We start from the raw sequence: 17,479 nt of genomic DNA, 5'->3' as shown, positions 1-17,479 counted from the left end.
GATCGCCGCGTATCCGAACGCACTTACGTGACTGTCTCCCACGGTCACCCAATGTCTGTACGAGTCGGCATTCTCGGTGCGACCGGTGCGGTCGGGCAACGATTCATCCAACTGCTCGACGATCACCCGACCTTCGAACTGGCTGCGGTCACCGCGAGCCCGTCGAGCGCGGGTCTGAGTTATCGCGAGGCCGCGAAGTGGCGCGTCGACACCCCGATCCCCGACGACGTCGCGGAGATGGAGGTCGTCGCGACCGAGCCGGCGGCGATCGCCGATGCCGACGTCGACCTGCTCTTCTCGTCGCTTCCCTCCTCGGCCGCTGCGGAGGTCGAACCGCCGTTCCTCGAGGCGGGGTACGTCGTCTCCTCGAACTCCTCGAACGACCGGATGGCGCCGGACGTCCCCCTGACGATCCCCGAGATCAACCCCGATCACCTCGGTCTCATCGACGTCCAGCGCGACGAGCGTGGCTGGGACGGCGCGCTCGTGAAGAACCCGAACTGCTCGACTATCACGATGGTACCCACGCTGGCGGCGCTCGACGAGTTCGGGCTCGAGACAGTTCACGTCTCCACGCTCCAGGCCGTCTCCGGGGCGGGCTACTCCGGCGTCACGTCGATGGAGATCCTCGACAACGCGATCCCGCACATCGGCGGCGAGGAGGAGAAGATGGAGACGGAGTCGCGCAAGCTCCTCGGCTCGTTCGACGGTGCCGAACTCAGCCTCCACGACGCGGACGTGGCCGCCTCCTGTAACCGGATCCCGACGCTCGACGGTCACCTCGAGAACGTGTTCGCCGGGCTGACGGACGACCCCGAGCCGGAGGACGTCCGCGACGCCATGCGGGCGTTCGAGAGCGCGGACCTCCCCAGTTCGCCCGACCAGCTCATCAAGGTGTTCGGCCCCGACGAGCCGGACCGGCCGCAACCGCGACTCGACCGGACGTACGCCGACGGGATGGGGATCGTCGCCGGCGGTGTCGAATCGACGACGAACGGCATCCAGTACAACTGTCTCGCACACAACACGATCCGCGGCGCGGCGGGTGCGTCGGTCCTGAACGGCGAACTGCTCGTCGAGGAAGGCTACGTATAACGGGGACGTCTACGGCGTGCTCTTTTGAGACGGTGTGCCCTCGTTCCGGCGCGTCCAGCCGGCGCACGCTGACGGGCGTTAAACGCGTCGTAACGACGATCGACCGCCGTCGATCTCCGGGCGGTTCCGAGGCGCGGTGTCCGGCGATCACGTCCGAAACGTGCCGTCGCAGTAGACGTGGCTACGCAGGCCGGCGTGACGGTTCCGTCGCCCCGCCCCAGAAAACGTCGAAGCCGAGCCGAGTGAGCCGACGCCGAACGGACCGTCCATTATCCTGGTTCTATCGTCGAACGAGCACGGCCGAGCGAACCGGACCGATCGGAACCGCGAGCGAGCTCCTCCGTATCGGACGTGGCTGGGCGGAACGTGAGCGACGACGATCGGATTATCCATCTCACAGACACATCACTAATAGAGAAATTCTGTATGTAGATCCATAACGAAAGTAGTATCCGCTCAACTGGAGGTGATGGCGTCAATCCAACCGAATCGACCGTCCGTCCGGGTGGTTCCAGTGGCGTACTCGTGGTCGACGAGGACCGTACCGGCCCGCACGAACCGGACGAACCCTCCCTCCGAACGATCCGAGCGTCGACGACGGTCGGCCCGAAACGATGACCGACGACGGCGGTCCGTCGAGGACGGTGTTCAACGACAACGAGTGGGCTGGAGAGGGCGTTCGGACGCCGTTCCGACCGAACACGGTGTCCTCGCATGAACGTCCACTGGTCTCCTCCGAACGTTCACTGGTCTCCTCCGGTTCTGGACGCACAGGGCGCTATGACAGTCGTGCTGGTAGCGCTCGTCGTGACCGTCGGCGTCGGCGGGGCCGTACTGAGCACGGGGTCCTCCGCTGGAGTACTCTCCCCGCAGTTGTTCGACCAGCAACCGGAAACCGAAGTACGCCTGGAACCGGCGAGCGATACGGTGGATTCCGGCGGATCCACGACCTACGACGTGGTCGTCGAGGACGCCGACGGCGGGGTCGGTGTCTACGATTTCACTGTCGACGTCGACGACTCCACCATCGCCTCGATAACGGACGTGTCCTTGAACGGGAACCCCGGTGAAGCGTCGACTGACGTGACCGTCGCCGAGAACGGCTCCGTCACGGACGTCGACGCCGCACGGGCGAACACGAACGATACCGGTCGAGTCACGATCGCGACCGTCACGGTCACCGGTGACGACATCGGGGATAGCGATATCCGGCTGAACGTCGACGCGCTGGAGACGGAGAACAACGAGGCATACACGACCACCGACACCACCGACGCGTCGATCACCGTGGAAACGCCGCCGGGGCCGCCGGACTTCCGGGTCGCGAGCCTGAACGGGCCGACCGACGTAACGGTACCCGCCAGTACGACCCTTCTCGACGACAGGACCGGCGCTGAGGGTGGTGTGGTCGCCAGCGGGGCGGCCGTAGTCGGTGAGGCGACCGGAATCGGCGGGGCGACCGAAGTCGACGGGGCGACTCCCGAAGGAGGGCTCGACGTCGACGTCGACGTCACGAACGACGGCGAGGAGCGCGGAACTCGGCTGGTCGAGTTCCGGCTGGACCACGACGGAAACGGCAGGCCCGACGCCGACGAGACGGTGACCGTCCGGCACGTGAGCCTCGGGGCCGGCGAGAGCGAGACCATCACGTTCGAGAGCCTCGACACGGGCGGTCTCGGTCCCGGCGAGTACACCTACGGCGTGTACACCGGCGACGACTCCGCGACCGCGACGACCGCCGTGGAAGCGTCACGGAAACCGGCCGACTTCCAGGTGACGAACCTGAGTAGGCCGACCAACGTAACGGTGCCCGCCAGCACGACCGTCGTGAAAAACACGTCCGACGACGACGAGACGACCGTCGTCGAGAACACGACCGGCGCGGATACTGGAACGGTCGCTGACAACACGACCGTAGCCGACGGGATCATCGTAGCCAACGGAACTACCGTAGCCGACGGGACCACCGCAACCGACGGGACGACCCCGGAGGAGGGCGTCGACGTCTCCGTCGACGTCACGAACGACGGCGACGAGAACGCAACGCGGGCGGTCGAGTTCCGACTGGACCGCGACGGCAACGGCAGGCCCGACGCCGACGAGACGGTGGCCGAACGGAACGTGAGCCTCGAGGCCGGCGAGACCGAGACCGTCACGTTCGGAGACCTCGACGCCCGCGCTCTCGGTCCCGGCGAGCACGCCTACGGCGTGTACACCGACGACGACTCCACAACAGCGACCGTCGCCATCGAGACGGCTCCCGCGCCCGAAACCGCGGTGAGTCTCCGGCCGGACGCCGCGACCGTCGACGAACGGGACTCCGCGACGTACGACGTCGTCGCCGAGGGCGCCGACGGCGGCGTCGGTGCGTACGACTTCACCCTCACCGTCGACGACTCGCGTATCGCCTCGATATCGGACGTCGCCGTCCCGGGGAACTCCACCGTCTCGGCGACCCGTCTCGACGACGACGGCGCGTCGGTCGACGCCACGGGTCGCCTCACGGACACGAACGCGTCCGGGAACGTCACGATCGCGACCGTGACCGTCGACGGAGACGCGGTCGGCACGAGCGATATCGGACTGACGACGAACGCGCTCGGCACCGACGCCGACGAGTCCTACAACGTCACCGGTACGAACGGCGCGTCGATCACCGTCGAGGGGACCGGTGGCTCCGGGTGGAGTCCGTCTCCCGATCCGGAGCCGGCCGAGGAACCGGAGTTCACCCGTGAGGATATCTCACAGGCGAAGTACGGTACCGACTTCGGGAACCTCAGCGTCGAGACAGCGGGCGAGGTTCTGGCGATATCCAACCGGCAGCCGTTCCCCGACGGGACGGAGCCGGCCGACATCAGGACCCGCGACGAGATCACCGACGACCGGTACGGATACGACTTCGACGAACTGGACCGCGGGACGACCATCGAGGTCCAGAACGCCTACGACGAGCAGTTCGGTTCACTCCCCTCCGATCCGGCCTTCGGCCGAGACGACATCGCGCAGTCGAAGTACGGGGTCGACTTCGGGAACCTCAGCGCCGAGACCGCGGGGGAGGTTCAGGCGATATACAACCGGCAGCCGTTGCCCGACGGGACGGAACCGGTCGACGTCAGGACCCGCGAGCAGATCGCCGAGGACCGTCACGGCCGGTCGTTCGACGAACTGGGACGGGGGCGGATCATCGAGGTCCAGAACGCCTACGACGAACAGTTCGCGGGGGATCGATAGGTCGGAGAGGGTGGACCCATCCGGTGCGTGAGCGGTCTACTTCCCTTCGAACTCCGGCTCCTCGTCGCCCATGAACGCCGTGATCCCCTCCATGAGGTCGTCGGTGTTCATCACGTGGCCGAAGCCCATCGACTCGACCTCCAGACCGGCCTCGGGGTCGGTCCGCCCGGCGTGTATCGCCCGCTTCGTGTACTTCTGAGCGATCGGCGGGCCGCCGGCGAGCTGCTCGGCGAGTTCCCACACGCGGTCGTCGAGCGCGTCGTTCTCGACGACTTCGTTGAGGAAGCCATACTCGTACATCGTCTCGGCGTCGTAGCGTTCGGCGGTGAGGATGACCTCCTTCGCGCGCCCCTCGCCGACGATCCGTGCGAGCCGCTGGGTCCCGCCCCACCCCGGCAACAGGCCGAGGTTCAGCTCCGGCTGGCCGAGCTCCGAGCGTTCGGAGGCGACGCGCAGGTCCGCCGCGGTCGCGAGCTCCATCCCGCCGCCGAGACAGTAGCCGTCGATGGCGGCGACCACGGGTGTGTCCGACTCCTCGAGTTTCCCGAACGTCCGTTGTCCCTTCCGTGAGAGCTCGACGGCCTCGATCGGGTCCGCGCCGCCGGCCGCCATGCTCTGGACGTCCGCGCCGGCCGAGAAGGCGCGGTCGCCCGCACCGGAGACCAGGATCGCCCGCACGTCGTCGTGAGCGTCCAGCCGATCGATCGCGTCGGCGAACTCGTCGAGTAGCTCGCCGCTTATCGTGTTCATCCGATGCGGGCGGTCGATCTCGACGTGGCCGACGCGGCCCTCGACGGCGACATCGAGTGTGTCGTAGGCTGCGAACGCGCCGTCGCCCTCGGCGTCGTCGCCCCCGGTGTCGCCGTGGAACCCGCCCCCTGCGGCCGCCTCGCGAAGGGAGTCGGTCGCCTCGTAGCGCGCCTCGTCGGTCTCCTCGTGGAGGTCATCGAGCGTCTCGACGAGCACGTCGAGCCCCTCGGCGTCCGCGAGCTTCGCCGGACCGTCCGGGAAGCCGGCACCGAGCATCATCGCCCGGTCTATCGCCCCGGCGTCTGCGACGTCGTTTCCGATCAGCCCGGCGACCTCGTTGGCCATCACGGCGAGCAACCGTTTCCGGACGCCCTCGTCGATCGCGTCCGTGGGGATCTCGACCCCGCCGTCCTCGTAGTCGTAGAACCCCGCGCCGGTCTTCTTTCCGAGCTCCTTGTTTTCGACCTTCTCGACGAGCAGCGGGCAGGGACGGTACGCCTCGCCGAGCACCTCGTGCATGTACTCGAGGACGTGATAGCCCACGTCGATCCCGACCTGGTCCGCGAGTTCGAACGATCCCATCGGCAGGCCCATGTCGTACTTGGTCGTGGAGTCGACGGTCTCGATCGTCGCGTCGCCGGACTCGACGATCCACGCCGCCTCGTTCATCAGCGGGACGAGCACGCGGTTGACGATGAACCCCGGGCTGTCCTTGCGGACGCGGACGGGCGTCTTGCCCATCTCCTCGGCGAGCCCCTCGATCAACTCGAGCGTGCCCTCGCTCGTGTGTTTCCCGGAGATGACCTCGACGAGGTCCATCCTGACCGGCGGGTTGAAGAAGTGCATCCCGCAGAACCGTTCGGGTCGATCCGTGACCTCCGAGAGCTCGGTGATCGAGAGGCTCGAGGTGTTCGTGACGAAGACCGCCTCCTCGGGGGCGTGTTCGACGACCTCGCCGTACACGTCCTTCTTGATGGCCATCTTCTCGGGGACGACCTCGATCACGACGTCGGCGTCCGCGAGCGAGTCCCCGAGGTCGACGAACGTCTCGACGCGGGCGAGCGCCGCCTCTGCCTCCTCCTCGCCGATCCGGTCCTTCTCGGTGAGCTTGCCGAGCGACCACTCGATCTGCTCGTAGCCGTCCCGGACGAACTCCTCCTCGATGTCGCGTAACGCCACGTCGTAGCCGGCGATCGCGGCGACCTCGGCGATTCCGTGCCCCATGTTTCCGGCCCCGAGTACCGCGATCCGCTGGACGTCTTCGAGTCGCATACGGGAGGGTCGCAAGCGTTCCGGTTCAACGTTTCCATTTCCGAAACGAGAAACGCAAGGTAAGTTTATTCTGAGTCGGGGATCGAGCCGTACACGTGGCTTCGGACCCGACGTCGGAGTAATGGACGACCGGATCACGGCGACCCTGCGCGAGGACCCGAGGATGGCGACGCTCGTCGACCGACACGGACGGCTCGCGATCGAGCCCGCGGACGACGAGTTCGCGCGTCTCTGTACCTCGATCGTGAACCAGCAGCTCTCGACCGCCTCCGCCACAGCCATTCACGAGCGGTTCCTCGGCGTTCTCGGCGGCGACCCGACCCCCGAGCGCGTGATAACCGCCGACGAGGGCGACCTGCGCGGGGCCGGCCTCAGCCGCACGAAAGTCGAGTACCTCCGGTCGGCCGGGGAGGCGTTCCGTGACGGCGGTGCCGACCTGAGCCGGGAGGGGCTCGCCGACCACGACGACGAGGCGGTCATCGAGGAGCTGACCGAGATCCGCGGGGTCGGCGAGTGGACCGCCCGGATGTACCTCATCTCCGCGCTCGGCCGCGAGGACGTGTTGCCGCTCGGCGACCTCGCGGTGCGGAAGGGGTTGGAGCAGGTGTACAACGACGGCGAGGAGCTGACCCGCGACGAGATGCGCGAGATCGCCGAGGTGTGGCGGCCCTACCGGAGTTACGGGACACGATACATCTGGGCCGAGTATGAATCGTGAAAATCGCTTGAATCAGACACAACACCGAGCAAGGCGAAAAATAGTTGTCGGTGTATACAGACTGTATACACATGAGCACGTCAATACGAGTCTCCGATCACACGAAACGGATGTTGGAGCGGCTGAAGAGGGAGGACGAGACGTTTGACGAGCTCCTTGAACGCCTGGCACAGAGCGAGGCTCCCATCAATATCGGTGCGTGGAACGAAGAGCAGGCTGACCGGGCGCGAGAAGCCGTGAAACGCTCTCGGGAGAGCTTTAAACGGTGACGTTTCTCGATTCCTCCGTCATTATCGATATGCTCGAAGGCGTTCCGGATGTCGTCGAGTTCGTCGAAGACCGAGGGCAACCCTACCTAACCTCTTCGCTCTGTGTCTTCGAAGTGATCGACGGAGTGGTTGGTTCGGGAAGTACGGATGTCGTTACGGTTCGCCAGGAGTTCGGCGGTGTCCGCGCCCTCGATCTCAACGAACGAATCGCCTTGGAGGCCGGGCGAATACAAGACCAGTTGATGGACGACGGGGAACGCATGGCCGCGAGAGATCTCCTCGTTACGGCGACCGCGCGGTCCACTGGTGACGAACTCGTTGTCGCTGACAGCGATTTCGAGACGCGGCTCCTCACGGACGTTATCGACGTCACGAACATCCGTCGTGACGACCGATAGCACAACCGCGTTTGGCGCACGGGATACACGACTCGGCCGAAGAAGTACACACAGATGTCGTGGAGTTCGCGGATGCTCGTTCTCGATGGATGTGTGCTGCCGAGTGACCGGGTATTTCCGAACGACTGGCGTGAGCTCCGGTTCACCGATCCGTCGTTGGTTGCCGGATACCGATTCGGTTGCTATCGCGTCATAGCGGCCGCGTGGCGAAAAGGATGCTCCGGCAGGGATTTGAACCCTGGTCCTTGCCGTGAGAGGGCAAGATGATTGGCCGGACTACACCACCAGAGCGTGTGTCCGCGTCCCGTCGCAGTTTCAGGTAGGGAGTTCCGCAGTAAAACAGTTCCGTTTCGACCGCGCCGTGTCTCGGTTTGTCGCGGACGAGGCGGTCGTTCGTGCCGCCCGCGTCCTCAGATATCGTGCCCGCGTTCTCAGAGATCGACCGCGAACGAGTCGACCGCGTCGGCCGCGTCGGCGACGGCTGCGAGCAGGGCTGCCACGCGGTCCAGGTCCTCGAGGTCGACGACCTCGACGGGCGTGTGCATGTACCGGTTCGGGATCGAGACGGTGAGCGACGGAACCCCGCCGCGGGCGGTGTAGAACGCGTCGGCGTCCGTGCCCGTCCGCGTCCCGGCCGCCTGGTACTGGACGTCGATATCGGCGTCGTCCGCGGCGTCACGCGCGAGGTCGACGAGGACGGGGTGGTTCGCGCTACCGCGGGCGATCACCGGACCGGAGCCAAGTTCGACGGGACCACGGCGCTGGGCGTCGACGTCCGGGTTGTCGGTCGCGTGGGTGACGTCGACGGCGACGAACGCGTCGACCGCAGCGAGGTCGTACCCGATCATCCGCGCGCCCCGGAGTCCGACCTCCTCCTGGACGGTCGAGACCGCGTACACGGTGGCGTCGACGTCGGCCGTGACTGCGCGACGGAGCGCCTCCGCAGTGGCCCAGATCCCGGTCCGGTTGTCGATCCCGCGGGCGGCGATCCGGGAGCCGACGAGCTCCTCGATCCCGCTCGAGAACGTGACCGGGTCGCCCACCGAAACGTGTTCGCGGGCCTCCTCGGCGTCGGTCGCGCCCACGTCGACGAACTGTCCCTCGATCGCTTCGTACTCGTCGCTTTCGGGGTCACGGAGGTGGATCGCGGTCTGTCCGACGACGCCCTGGACGGGATCGTCGGCGTGGACGGTGACGTGTTGACCCTTCGTGACGGTGCGGTCGGAGCCGCCGACCGGGGCGATCCGGAGGAACCCCTCCTCGAGCACGTCGCGGACGATGAACCCGATCTCGTCTGCGTGGCCCGCCACGGCGACCGTCGGGGCGTCCGGGTCACCCTCGTGGACCGCGACGGCGTTGCCGTACGCGTCGATGCTGACGTCGTCGGCGAACGCAGAGACGTAGTCGATCCAGACGCGCTGGGTCGCCGTCTCGAACCCGGAGGGGCTCGGCGTCGCGAGCAGGTCGTCGAGGAACGCTCGGCGAGGGTCGTCCATGCGCTCCCGTTCGTATCGAAAGAAAAGAAGGTCGCGGTTCCGTCCGCGGGTCGTCCCGATCGACGCCACGGTTAAGCGCCCGGCGCGAGAACGGTCGGTCATGAGCGAGAAGTCACTCACGTTGCTCGAGGTCCACTTGGACGAGGGAGCGATCCGGATCGGGGAACACGGTCTCCTCGGTGGCGGGGGGTCGGACGAGAAACCCGACGTCGAGGGAGCCAACGAGGCGAGCGACGACGAGGACGCGAGCGGCGGTTCGCTCCCGTGTTGCGGGGTCTCGGCGAGATCGGTCGGGCTGGCGCTGGCGGTCGTCGCGCTCCTCGCAGTCCTGGGCGTCGTAGCAGCGCGCGTACTCGGCGACGACCTCGAGGACGCCACGGAGATCGACGAACTCGGAACCTGAAGCGGTCGGGCGGACGCGAATTCTCGAGGTCGAGTCGACACAAGCGACTTGAAGCCGGCACACCTCGTCTCCACATGGACATCCTCCGAAGCCTCCGTGCGGTCGCCGAAGCCTCCGGAACCGGCGTCGTCGACTGGGAGAACGCCGGAGAGGCGGCGAAAGCGAGCACGGTGCCGGGAGCCCTCGATCTGACGCCCGCCGACCGGCGGGGGTACGCGACGGACGTGCGGGACGCGCGCGACCGGCTCCGGGAGGTCGCGGGGGTCGACTTCGCGGTCCCGGAGACGATCGAAGTCCAGAACCGACACCACTGGATCGACGCGAACCTCGAGACGTTCCGGAACGTCATGAAGCCGATCGAGGCGACAGCGACCCCGGCGATGCCGGGGCTCTCGCGGGTCGTCAACACCGGATCCATGGCGTTCGCGCTGGGCTTTCTCGCGCGAAACGTGCTCGGCCAGTACGACCCGCTACTGCTCGCCGACGAGCCGACTGCCGACCACGGGCTCTACTTCGTCCACCCGAACGTCGTCTCGGTCGCTGCGGACCTCGACGTGGCGTACCCGCGGTTCCGCAGGTGGATCGCCTTCCACGAGGTGACCCACGCCGCGGAGTTCGGCACAGCCCCATGGCTGTCGGGATACCTGGAGTCACGCGTCGAACGCGGGATCGACGGCGTGAGCGCGAGCGGGCTCGACCCCGACGCGTTCGTCGAACTCCAGACCGCTATGACCGCGGTCGAGGGGTACGCGGAGCTGTTGATGGACCGCGCGTTCGACGACGAGTACGCCGACTTACGCCGTAAGATCGACGAACGGCGGGGCGGCGGCGGGCCGATGACGCGGATCGCGCGACGCCTCCTCGGGCTCGGGCTCAAACGCCGCCAGTACGAACGCGGGGCCGCCTTCTTCGAACGGGTCGCGAACGAGCGCGGGTTGGCCGCCGCGAGCGCGGTGTGGGAGCGCCCGGAGCACCTCCCGACCGACGGGGAGATCGACGACCCGATGGCCTGGCTGACGCGGGTCGACCCCTGACGGCGCGGGCGAGGCGTGGACCGTCGGGACCGACCCGTCGACCCGGACGGTGGTTTTACCCCGGTCGCGCCCCCACGGATCGCATGGACCCCACCGGCCCGTGGGACCGGTCGCGCGTCGACGAGTTCCTCGCGGACGCCCGGATCCCGATCCGAATCGGGTGTCGGACGCCCGCGGGCGATCCCTGGATGGTGTCGCTGTGGTTCCGGTGGGACGGAGCGATCCACTGTGCGACCGGCGCGGACGCCGACGTGGTCGCCTTCTTCGAGGCCGACGACCGCGTCTCGTTCGAGGTCTCGACGAACGACCCGCCCTACATGGGCGTCCGCGGTCGCGGCCGGGTGACGGTGTCCCCGGACGAGGACGAACGCCTCCTCCGGTCGCTTCTGGAGCGGTACCTCGGTGGAACCGATAACGAACTCGCCGACCGACTCCTCCGACCGGACCGCGAGGAGGTTCACGTGCGGATCGAGCCGGAGCGGCTCCACTCGTGGGACTTCACCGAGCGGATGCCGGACCGGAGGGACTGAACGGAGACGGGGCTTATCGACCGATCTCCCGGAGGTCGTCGACCACGACGCGGTCGGGGACGCGGTCGAGCGCCGTCGCCGCCCACCCGTCGTGACCGAGGGTGATCGCGGTCCCCGGGTTGGCCTCGGCGAGCCGGCGCACGCCCTCGGCGGCCGCGGTCTGGGCTGTGGTGTCGACCCGGTCAGGGGTCTCGGCAGTGAGCGGATACGTCTCCGAGAGCGCCCGCGGGAAGGGCCCGAACGGCGGTTTCACCCGCCAGACCGCGTCGTGGTCGTGGGACGAGGGTGGCTTCGACTCCGTGAGAAGGAGGTCCCCGGGGGTCTCGAGCCGCGTCAGCCGGTCGTGGTGGCGGCGGACCTCCGGGCGACGCGCGGACTCGTGGGAGGTGTAGAAGAAGGCGTCCTTCGAGACGGGATCGGTCGCCTCGAGCTGTGCCGCGTGATCGAGTAGCGCGCGGTAGCCGTCGAGCAGTGCCGGATGCCCGCGGGCGCGCCGGTCGACCAGTTCGAGGAGCGAGCCGTCGCGGATGGCGGCTTTGATCCGGCGGACCTCCTCGAAGGTGACGTGGAGGTTGTGCTCGGCGAGTAGCCGTTCGGCCCGGTCGTCGTCGCCCTCGCGGAGGTCCGCGGGCGCGTGTTCGGCACACACCGGACACGAACACGGGAAGTACGACAGCTCCGCGAGGTGCTCGGTCCCCGACACCGTGAGGTAGCGTCCGTCGCGCGCCATCAACGCGTAGGCGGCCGAGTCGAACAGGTCACAGCCCATCGCGACCGCGAGCGCGAGCGTCATCGGGTGGCCCGCGCCGAACAGGTGGACGGGGCAGTCCGGCTCGAGTCCGCGTTTCGCCGCCAGCACCGCCTCGACGACGTCGGCGTAGCGGTAGGCGTTCATGAGGGGTACCATCGCGCCGACCGGGAACACGTCGAGGTCGGTCCCGGCGGCGTGTCTCCCCGCTGTCTCCCGCAGGTCCGGGTACGTCGACCCCTGGACGGGAGCGTTGACGAGCATGTCGCCGGTGTCGGCGGCCTCCGCGTCCGCGAGCGCCCGCTCGGTCGTCGCGAGCTCCCGCTCGGCTCGCTCGCGATCGACGTCCGGGGGCGTGGGCACGTCCACGGGCGTCGCCACGTCGCTGCCGATCCGGCGCTGGAACTCGAGGATCTCCCCCGTGGTGACGTCGATGTCGCCGTACTCGGCCAGCTGGAACGACCCCGAGTCGGTCATGATCGCGCCGTCGAACCCGAGGAAGTCGTGAAGGCCCGCCTCGAGCACGCGGTCTCGGATCCGGTCGGTGCTCCGGATGATGTAGGAGTTCGTGATGAGCATCTCCGCGCCGAACTCGGTCCGGAGCCGCTCGGGCTCGACCGTGAGCACGTTGGGGTTGACGACGGGCAGGAGCGCCGGCGTCTCGACGGTGACGCCGGCGCGAGGGACCTCGAGCCGACCGATCCGGCCGGCAGCGTCGTGGTCCCGTATCTCGAAGTGGTCGCGCATACCCCGACTGCGGACAGCCGGGCGGTAAGGGTTGCGTTCGGGCGGGAACCCCCCTCAGCGCGGGACGGAGTTCACGCCCGATCGGCCCCGAACACGACCCGGACCGTGACGCTGACGTCGACGTCGCCGACCTCGATCCCGGTTCCGGGTCCGCCCGCTGTGTCGTCGGACTCGGCGGGAGCCCTGCTCGTGTACGGGTCCGTTCGGACGTTCGTCGTCGAGACGGTGTAGACGCCGGTCACCTCGAGGTCGGCGTTGGAAGCGAGCGTGTCGGCCTCGGTGTGGGCGTTGTCCATCGCGTCGCCGAGCGCCTCCTCGCGGAGGGCATCCTCGCGCTCGTCCGAGAGCCCGAACTGGACCCGATCGACGCCGTCGGCACCGGCGTCGACCGCGACGTCGATGACCTCGCCGACCGCGTCGACGTCGTCGATGTCGATCGCGTAGACGTGGACGCCGACGTACTCGCTGTGGTTCGCCTCGCGACGAGTCTCGCGCGTCTCGCGGATGTCGTAGCGCTCGGTACGCACGTCGTCCTCGCTCAGCCCCCAGTCGTACAGCGCACCCCGGAGCTCGTCGTCTCCCTCAGCGAGCTCGCGGCGGACGGTTCGCGCGTCCGCCCCGGTCGACTCGACCGCGACCAGCACGGTCGCGCGGTCGGGCTCCGCGGACGCTTCGCCCTCCGCGGCCACCTCGATCGACCGCTCGAGGTCGTCCGTCCCGGTCGGCTCCGGATCGTTCGAGTCGGTACCGTCCAACGTTCCCATGGCTCCCGAACAGCCGGCCAGGAGGACGAGGAGCGCCACTCCGACGCCAGCGACGAGCCGTCTCCGTCGTGTCATACCTCCGAGGAGGGCGGGAGGGAGCTATAACACAGCGAATACACAAAGAGCCGTTTGTCCGATCGGTCGGCCGTCTTCAGATGAACTCCGAGGGACGCGGTCCGTTCGTCACGTGGACCTCGAACGGCTGTGTGCCGACGTCGTCCTGCTCGACGAGGTGCCAGTACGTCTCGGCCAGCTCGTCGGGGTCGAGGAACGTCTCCGCGTCGCGGTCCGGCTGCCGCTCGCGAGCCTCGGGCGAGTCGATCTGGCCGTCGATGACGACGTGGGCGACGTGGACCCCCTCCGGCCCGAACTCCTGGGCGATGTCCATCGCCATCCCGCGGGCGGCGAACTTCGCGGCCGTGAAACCGATCGCCCCGCCACGGCTCCGTACCGCGGAGGTCGCTCCGGTGAATATCACGGTCCCGCTACCCGTCTCGAGCATGTCGGGGACGGCCTCCCGCGAGCAGACGAACGCGCCGCGCCCGTTGACCGCCCACGACTCCTCGAACTCCTCGACGCCGGTGTCGAGGAGCCCGGTCCAGGAGGCCGCGCTCGCGTGGTTGACGAGGACGTCCACCGGACCGAACGCCTCGCGAACCGCGTCGAACCCGTCACGGATCGCGTCGGGGTCGGTCAGGTCGACCGGGACCGCGAGCCCCTCGCCCGGCTCCGGGAGGTCGACAGCGAGCTCCTCGATGTACGCCGTCGACCGGGCGAACAGTGCGACTCGACACCCCTCGGCAGCGAACGTCCGTGCGATCGACGCGCCGAGTCCGGGACCGACGCCGGCGACGACGACAGTGTGCGTCATGGGCGTACGTTCGGCCCGGCGGGTCAAAAGTTCAGCCCGCGGAGGCGAAGTCCGTTCGTCGGCCGGGCGTTCCGAGGCCCAAACGGTTTTTTCGGTCGGGCGAGTCGCTTCAGACATGACCGTTACCGGGGCGGAATATCTGGTCGAAGCGTTGGAGGAGTACGGCGTGGAACACGTCTTCGGGAACCCCGGAACGACGGAGTTGCCGACCGTCCAGGCGGTCGCCGACAGCTCGATCGAGTACGTTCTCGCCCTCCACGAGGACGTCGCGACCGGCATGGCCGCCGGGTACGCGACGGCACGAAGATATCACTCACACCACGACGACTCGGTGAACCCGCTCGGCGTCACCAACCTCCACGTCGCGCCGGGGCTCGCCCACGGCGTGGGCAACGTCATCGGCGCCGCCTTCTCCGGGTCGCCGCTCCTCGTCACCGCGGGCAACTACGACACGGACTTCCAACACGAAGAGCCCATCCTCCACGGCGACCTCGAGGCGCTGGTCGACCAGTACACGAAGTGGAGCGCGTCGATCCCGTCCGTCGAGGCCCTGCCGGCGATGCTCCGACGCGCGGTCCGACAGGCGCTCACCCCGCCGACTGGCCCCGTCTTCCTCGAGTTACCGATCGACGTGATGAAGGACGAGACCGACGCCGACGTCCAGCGGCTCGGCCCGATCCCCGACGCGGGGCGGGGCGACCCCGACGCGGTCGCCGCCGCGGCACGCCTCGTGGCGGCGGCCGACGAACCCGTGATGGTGATCGGCGACGAGGTCGCCCGGTCGGGTGCCGACGCGGTACGGGCCGCGGTCGAGTTCGCGGAGGCGACCGGCGTCCGCGTCCACGGCGAGTTCATCACCGCCGAGTCCAACTTCCCGACCGACCACGAGCTGTGGGGTGGGGCGGTGCCGGGAACCGAACCCGGGTTCATCGAGACCGTCGACGGCGACACGGTCGTCTTCGTCGGCTGTGGGTCCACGACGACGTCACTCGCCCACGACGAGGAGCTCCTCCCGGACGCGACGATCGTCCAGATCGGCCCGAACGGCTGGGAGCTCGGCAAGAACTGGCCCGCGGACGCGTCGGTGCTCGGCGATCCGGAACACGTGTTCCGCGAGCTCACGGAGCTGGTCTCCGGCGAACTCTCCGCGAGCGAACGCGACGCGAGGCTGGAGCGTGCCCGTGAACGAGTCGCGGAGTTCCGCGAGGCTCGCCGACCGCCCGCTCCGGACCCGGACGACCCGCGCGCCTCCAAGGGCCAGCTCGGGGAGGCGATGGCGGAGGCGGCCTCGGACGCGCTCATCGTCAACGAGGGGGTCACCTCGGGGCGCGCGGTCCAGTACAACGTCCCGCTCGGTCCCGAGCAGTGGATCGGGAACAAAAGCGGCGGGCTCGGCTACGGGCTCCCCGCAGGGATCGGTGCGGCCATCGCCGAACGCGAGCGTCCCGATCCCCGCGACGTCGTCGCGTTCATCGGCGACGGCTCGTACTTCTACTACCCGCAGGCGATCTACTCGGCCGTGCGACACGACGTGAGTCTCACCACCGTCGTCGCCGACAACCGGAACTACCGGATCCTGAAGGACAACACGCTTCGAGTGTTGGGCGGCGAGGAGGCCGATCACGACTTCACCGCGATGGACTTCGAGCCGCCGATGGACATCCCCGCGAACGCGAAGAGCTACGGGGCGACGGGGGAACTCGTCGACGACTCCGACGCGATCGCCGACGCCATCACGGCCGCCCGACGGCGGGACGGCCCGACGGTCCTCGACGTCGCCATCCACGACTGAGGGCCGACTCGCTCGCAGTTCCGGCCCGTGATCGACCCCGATCCGCTCGCGGTCGCCCGGCCGCTGGATTTAGTTGCCCCTTCGACGAGTGGACGATATGGTCACCATCGACCCCGAACGGTTCAGGGAGACGTTCGAACGCTACTCGGCGATCGGTCGCACCGACGCGGACGGGCTCCACCGGCTGACGCTCTCGGAGGAGGACCTGGAGGTGCGCGACCTGTTCGTCTCGGACCTGGAGGACCTCGGGCTCGACGTCCGGATAGACGGGATCGGAAACACGTTCGGCCGTGCGGAGGGGACCGATCCCGACGCCGAGCCGGTGTTGATCGGCTCGCACCTCGATTCCCAGCCGTACGGCGGCCGGTTCGACGGCCAGCTCGGCGTCCTCTCCGCGCTGGAGACGCTCCGGGCGTTCGACGAGGAGGGCGTCGAACACCGCCGACCGATCGAGATCGTGAACTGGACCAACGAGGAGGGGTCGCGGTTCAAGCCGGCGCTGATGGGGAGCGGCGCGTTCACCGGCGAACTCGACCTCGAGGAGGTGCTCGGTCATACCGACGCCGACGGCGTGACCGTCGCGGAGGCGCTCGAAGCGATCGGGTACCGCGGCGACGAGCCTGTCGGACCCCGCGAGGAGTACCACTCCTCGCTCGAACTCCACGTGGAACAGGGTCCGAAACTCGAGGAGGAGGGCCTCTCGGTCGGTGTCGTCGAGGGCGTACTCGGGATGGCGTGGCTCGAGGTGACGGTCCACGGCGACGCCGATCACGCCGGTCCCTCGCCGGTACACTCCCGGAACGACGCGCTCGTCGCCGCTGCCGACGTCGTCACGGCGGTTCGGCGGCTGTCGAACCGCTTCGCGGACGACGTGGTCACGACGGTCGGCGAACTCGAGGTGGAGCCGAACTCGATCAACGTCATCCCCTCCGCGGTCCGGTTCACCGTCGACGTGCGGAGCTACGACGACGCGGTCGTCGGCGAACTCGTCGAGGCGGTCGAACGCGAGGTCGCGACCGCCTGCGAGCGCGAGGGCGTCGAGTACGAGCTCGAGGAGATCTGGCGGATCCCACACACCGAGTTCTCCCCGCTCGTCGCCGAGACGGCGCTTGCCGCCGCCGACGCGGTCGGCGCGTCCCACCGCGCGATGGTGAGCGGGGCCGGCCACGACGCGAGCTACGTGAACGAGATAACGGACACGGCCATGCTGTTCGTGCCGAGCGTCGACGGGAAGACCCACAACGAGGCCGAATTCACCGAGTGGGAGGACGCCGTCGAGGGGGCACGCGTGTACGCGGAGACGGTGAGGCGGCTGGCGGACGCGGGGTGAAGCTGAGGCGGCTGGCGGACGCGGAGAAGCG

15 protein-coding genes and 1 tRNA gene are annotated in these 17,479 nt (G+C 68.3%); 10 read left to right on the top strand and 6 right to left on the bottom strand.

All coding sequences use genetic code 11. The annotated features are described in order from the left end of the window. Positions 1 to 51: 51 nt before the first annotated feature. Both asd and DQW50_RS00875 read left to right on the top strand, forming a co-directional pair. On the top strand, positions 52 to 1,095 hold the full coding sequence (asd, locus tag DQW50_RS00880) for an aspartate-semialdehyde dehydrogenase (protein ID WP_112077442.1): 1,044 nt from the start codon (positions 52 to 54) through the stop codon (positions 1,093 to 1,095). A gap of 780 nt (positions 1,096 to 1,875) precedes the next feature. Beyond that, positions 1,876 to 4,326 carry a hypothetical protein gene (locus DQW50_RS00875; RefSeq protein ID WP_112077441.1) on the top strand — a complete coding sequence of 817 codons (2,451 nt, stop codon included), beginning with the start codon at positions 1,876 to 1,878 and terminating at the stop codon, positions 4,324 to 4,326. 36 nt (positions 4,327 to 4,362) lie between these two features. Here the strand turns inward: DQW50_RS00875 and DQW50_RS00870 are convergent, their stop codons facing one another. Continuing rightward, complete coding sequence (locus DQW50_RS00870) at positions 4,363 to 6,348, bottom strand: 3-hydroxyacyl-CoA dehydrogenase/enoyl-CoA hydratase family protein (protein WP_112077440.1); 1,986 nt, start codon at positions 6,346 to 6,348, stop codon at positions 4,363 to 4,365. A gap of 121 nt (positions 6,349 to 6,469) precedes the next feature. Here DQW50_RS00870 and DQW50_RS00865 point away from each other — a divergent pair, with 121 nt between their 5' ends. The 3 genes from DQW50_RS00865 to DQW50_RS00855 all read left to right on the top strand — a co-directional run bounded on the left by DQW50_RS00865 (position 6,470) and on the right by DQW50_RS00855 (position 7,733). Then, positions 6,470 to 7,066, top strand: a complete 597-nt coding sequence (locus DQW50_RS00865; RefSeq protein WP_112077439.1) for a DNA-3-methyladenine glycosylase — start codon at positions 6,470 to 6,472, stop codon at positions 7,064 to 7,066. 71 nt (positions 7,067 to 7,137) lie between these two features. After that, a complete protein-coding gene (locus DQW50_RS00860; protein WP_112077438.1) occupies positions 7,138 to 7,335 on the top strand; it encodes an antitoxin VapB family protein in 198 nt (65 codons plus the stop codon). Beyond that, positions 7,332 to 7,733 (top strand): PIN domain-containing protein, encoded by a 402-nt coding sequence (locus tag DQW50_RS00855; RefSeq protein WP_112077437.1) that lies wholly within the window; start codon positions 7,332 to 7,334, stop codon positions 7,731 to 7,733. The genes DQW50_RS00860 and DQW50_RS00855 overlap by 4 nt, the downstream gene beginning before the upstream one ends. Before the next feature lie 216 nt (positions 7,734 to 7,949). Here DQW50_RS00855 and DQW50_RS00850 read toward each other — a convergent pair. Further along, positions 7,950 to 8,024: transfer RNA gene (locus DQW50_RS00850), tRNA-Glu, on the bottom strand. Between the two features lie 140 nt (positions 8,025 to 8,164). Beyond that, the gene (locus DQW50_RS00845; RefSeq protein ID WP_112077436.1) at positions 8,165 to 9,229 is read right to left on the bottom strand and encodes a M20/M25/M40 family metallo-hydrolase; all 1,065 of its coding nucleotides are present in this window, start codon (positions 9,227 to 9,229) and stop codon (positions 8,165 to 8,167) included. A 100-nt stretch (positions 9,230 to 9,329) separates the two neighbouring features. Between DQW50_RS00845 and DQW50_RS00840 the strand changes: the two genes are divergently transcribed. From DQW50_RS00840 to DQW50_RS00830, 3 genes are all read left to right on the top strand, one after another. Continuing rightward, entirely contained in the window at positions 9,330 to 9,632 is a 303-nt protein-coding gene (locus DQW50_RS00840) for a hypothetical protein (protein ID WP_112077435.1), read from the top strand. 74 nt (positions 9,633 to 9,706) lie between these two features. Further along, positions 9,707 to 10,666 carry a zinc-dependent metalloprotease gene (locus DQW50_RS00835; RefSeq protein ID WP_112077434.1) on the top strand — a complete coding sequence of 320 codons (960 nt, stop codon included), beginning with the start codon at positions 9,707 to 9,709 and terminating at the stop codon, positions 10,664 to 10,666. An 83-nt stretch (positions 10,667 to 10,749) separates the two neighbouring features. Further along, positions 10,750 to 11,196: a pyridoxamine 5'-phosphate oxidase family protein gene (locus tag DQW50_RS00830; protein WP_112077433.1), complete on the top strand. Its 447-nt coding sequence runs from the start codon at positions 10,750 to 10,752 to the stop codon at positions 11,194 to 11,196. Between the two features lie 13 nt (positions 11,197 to 11,209). Here DQW50_RS00830 and tgtA read toward each other — a convergent pair whose 3' ends face one another. From tgtA to DQW50_RS00815, 3 genes are all read right to left on the bottom strand, one after another. After that, the gene (gene tgtA / locus DQW50_RS00825; RefSeq protein ID WP_112077432.1) at positions 11,210 to 12,691 is read right to left on the bottom strand and encodes a tRNA guanosine(15) transglycosylase TgtA; all 1,482 of its coding nucleotides are present in this window, start codon (positions 12,689 to 12,691) and stop codon (positions 11,210 to 11,212) included. Between the two features lie 71 nt (positions 12,692 to 12,762). Continuing rightward, a complete protein-coding gene (locus DQW50_RS00820; RefSeq protein WP_112077431.1) occupies positions 12,763 to 13,530 on the bottom strand; it encodes an SIMPL domain-containing protein in 768 nt (255 codons plus the stop codon). A gap of 76 nt (positions 13,531 to 13,606) precedes the next feature. Beyond that, positions 13,607 to 14,326 carry an SDR family NAD(P)-dependent oxidoreductase gene (locus tag DQW50_RS00815; protein ID WP_112077430.1) on the bottom strand — a complete coding sequence of 240 codons (720 nt, stop codon included), beginning with the start codon at positions 14,324 to 14,326 and terminating at the stop codon, positions 13,607 to 13,609. Between the two features lie 115 nt (positions 14,327 to 14,441). Between DQW50_RS00815 and DQW50_RS00810 the strand changes: the two genes are divergently transcribed. Together DQW50_RS00810 and DQW50_RS00805 are read left to right on the top strand one after the other, a co-directional pair. Further along, positions 14,442 to 16,118, top strand: a complete 1,677-nt coding sequence (locus tag DQW50_RS00810) for a thiamine pyrophosphate-binding protein (protein WP_112077429.1) — start codon at positions 14,442 to 14,444, stop codon at positions 16,116 to 16,118. Between the two features lie 97 nt (positions 16,119 to 16,215). Next, positions 16,216 to 17,448 (top strand): Zn-dependent hydrolase, encoded by a 1,233-nt coding sequence (locus tag DQW50_RS00805; protein WP_112077428.1) that lies wholly within the window; start codon positions 16,216 to 16,218, stop codon positions 17,446 to 17,448. Positions 17,449 to 17,479 lie beyond the last annotated feature (31 nt).

The sequence above is a fragment of the Halorubrum sp. 48-1-W genome, from assembly GCF_003287355.1.
Taxonomy (GTDB): domain Archaea; phylum Halobacteriota; class Halobacteria; order Halobacteriales; family Haloferacaceae; genus Halorubrum.
The sequence above is the reverse complement of the archived record's forward strand: the minus strand, read 5'-3'. Positions and strand labels throughout refer to the sequence as shown.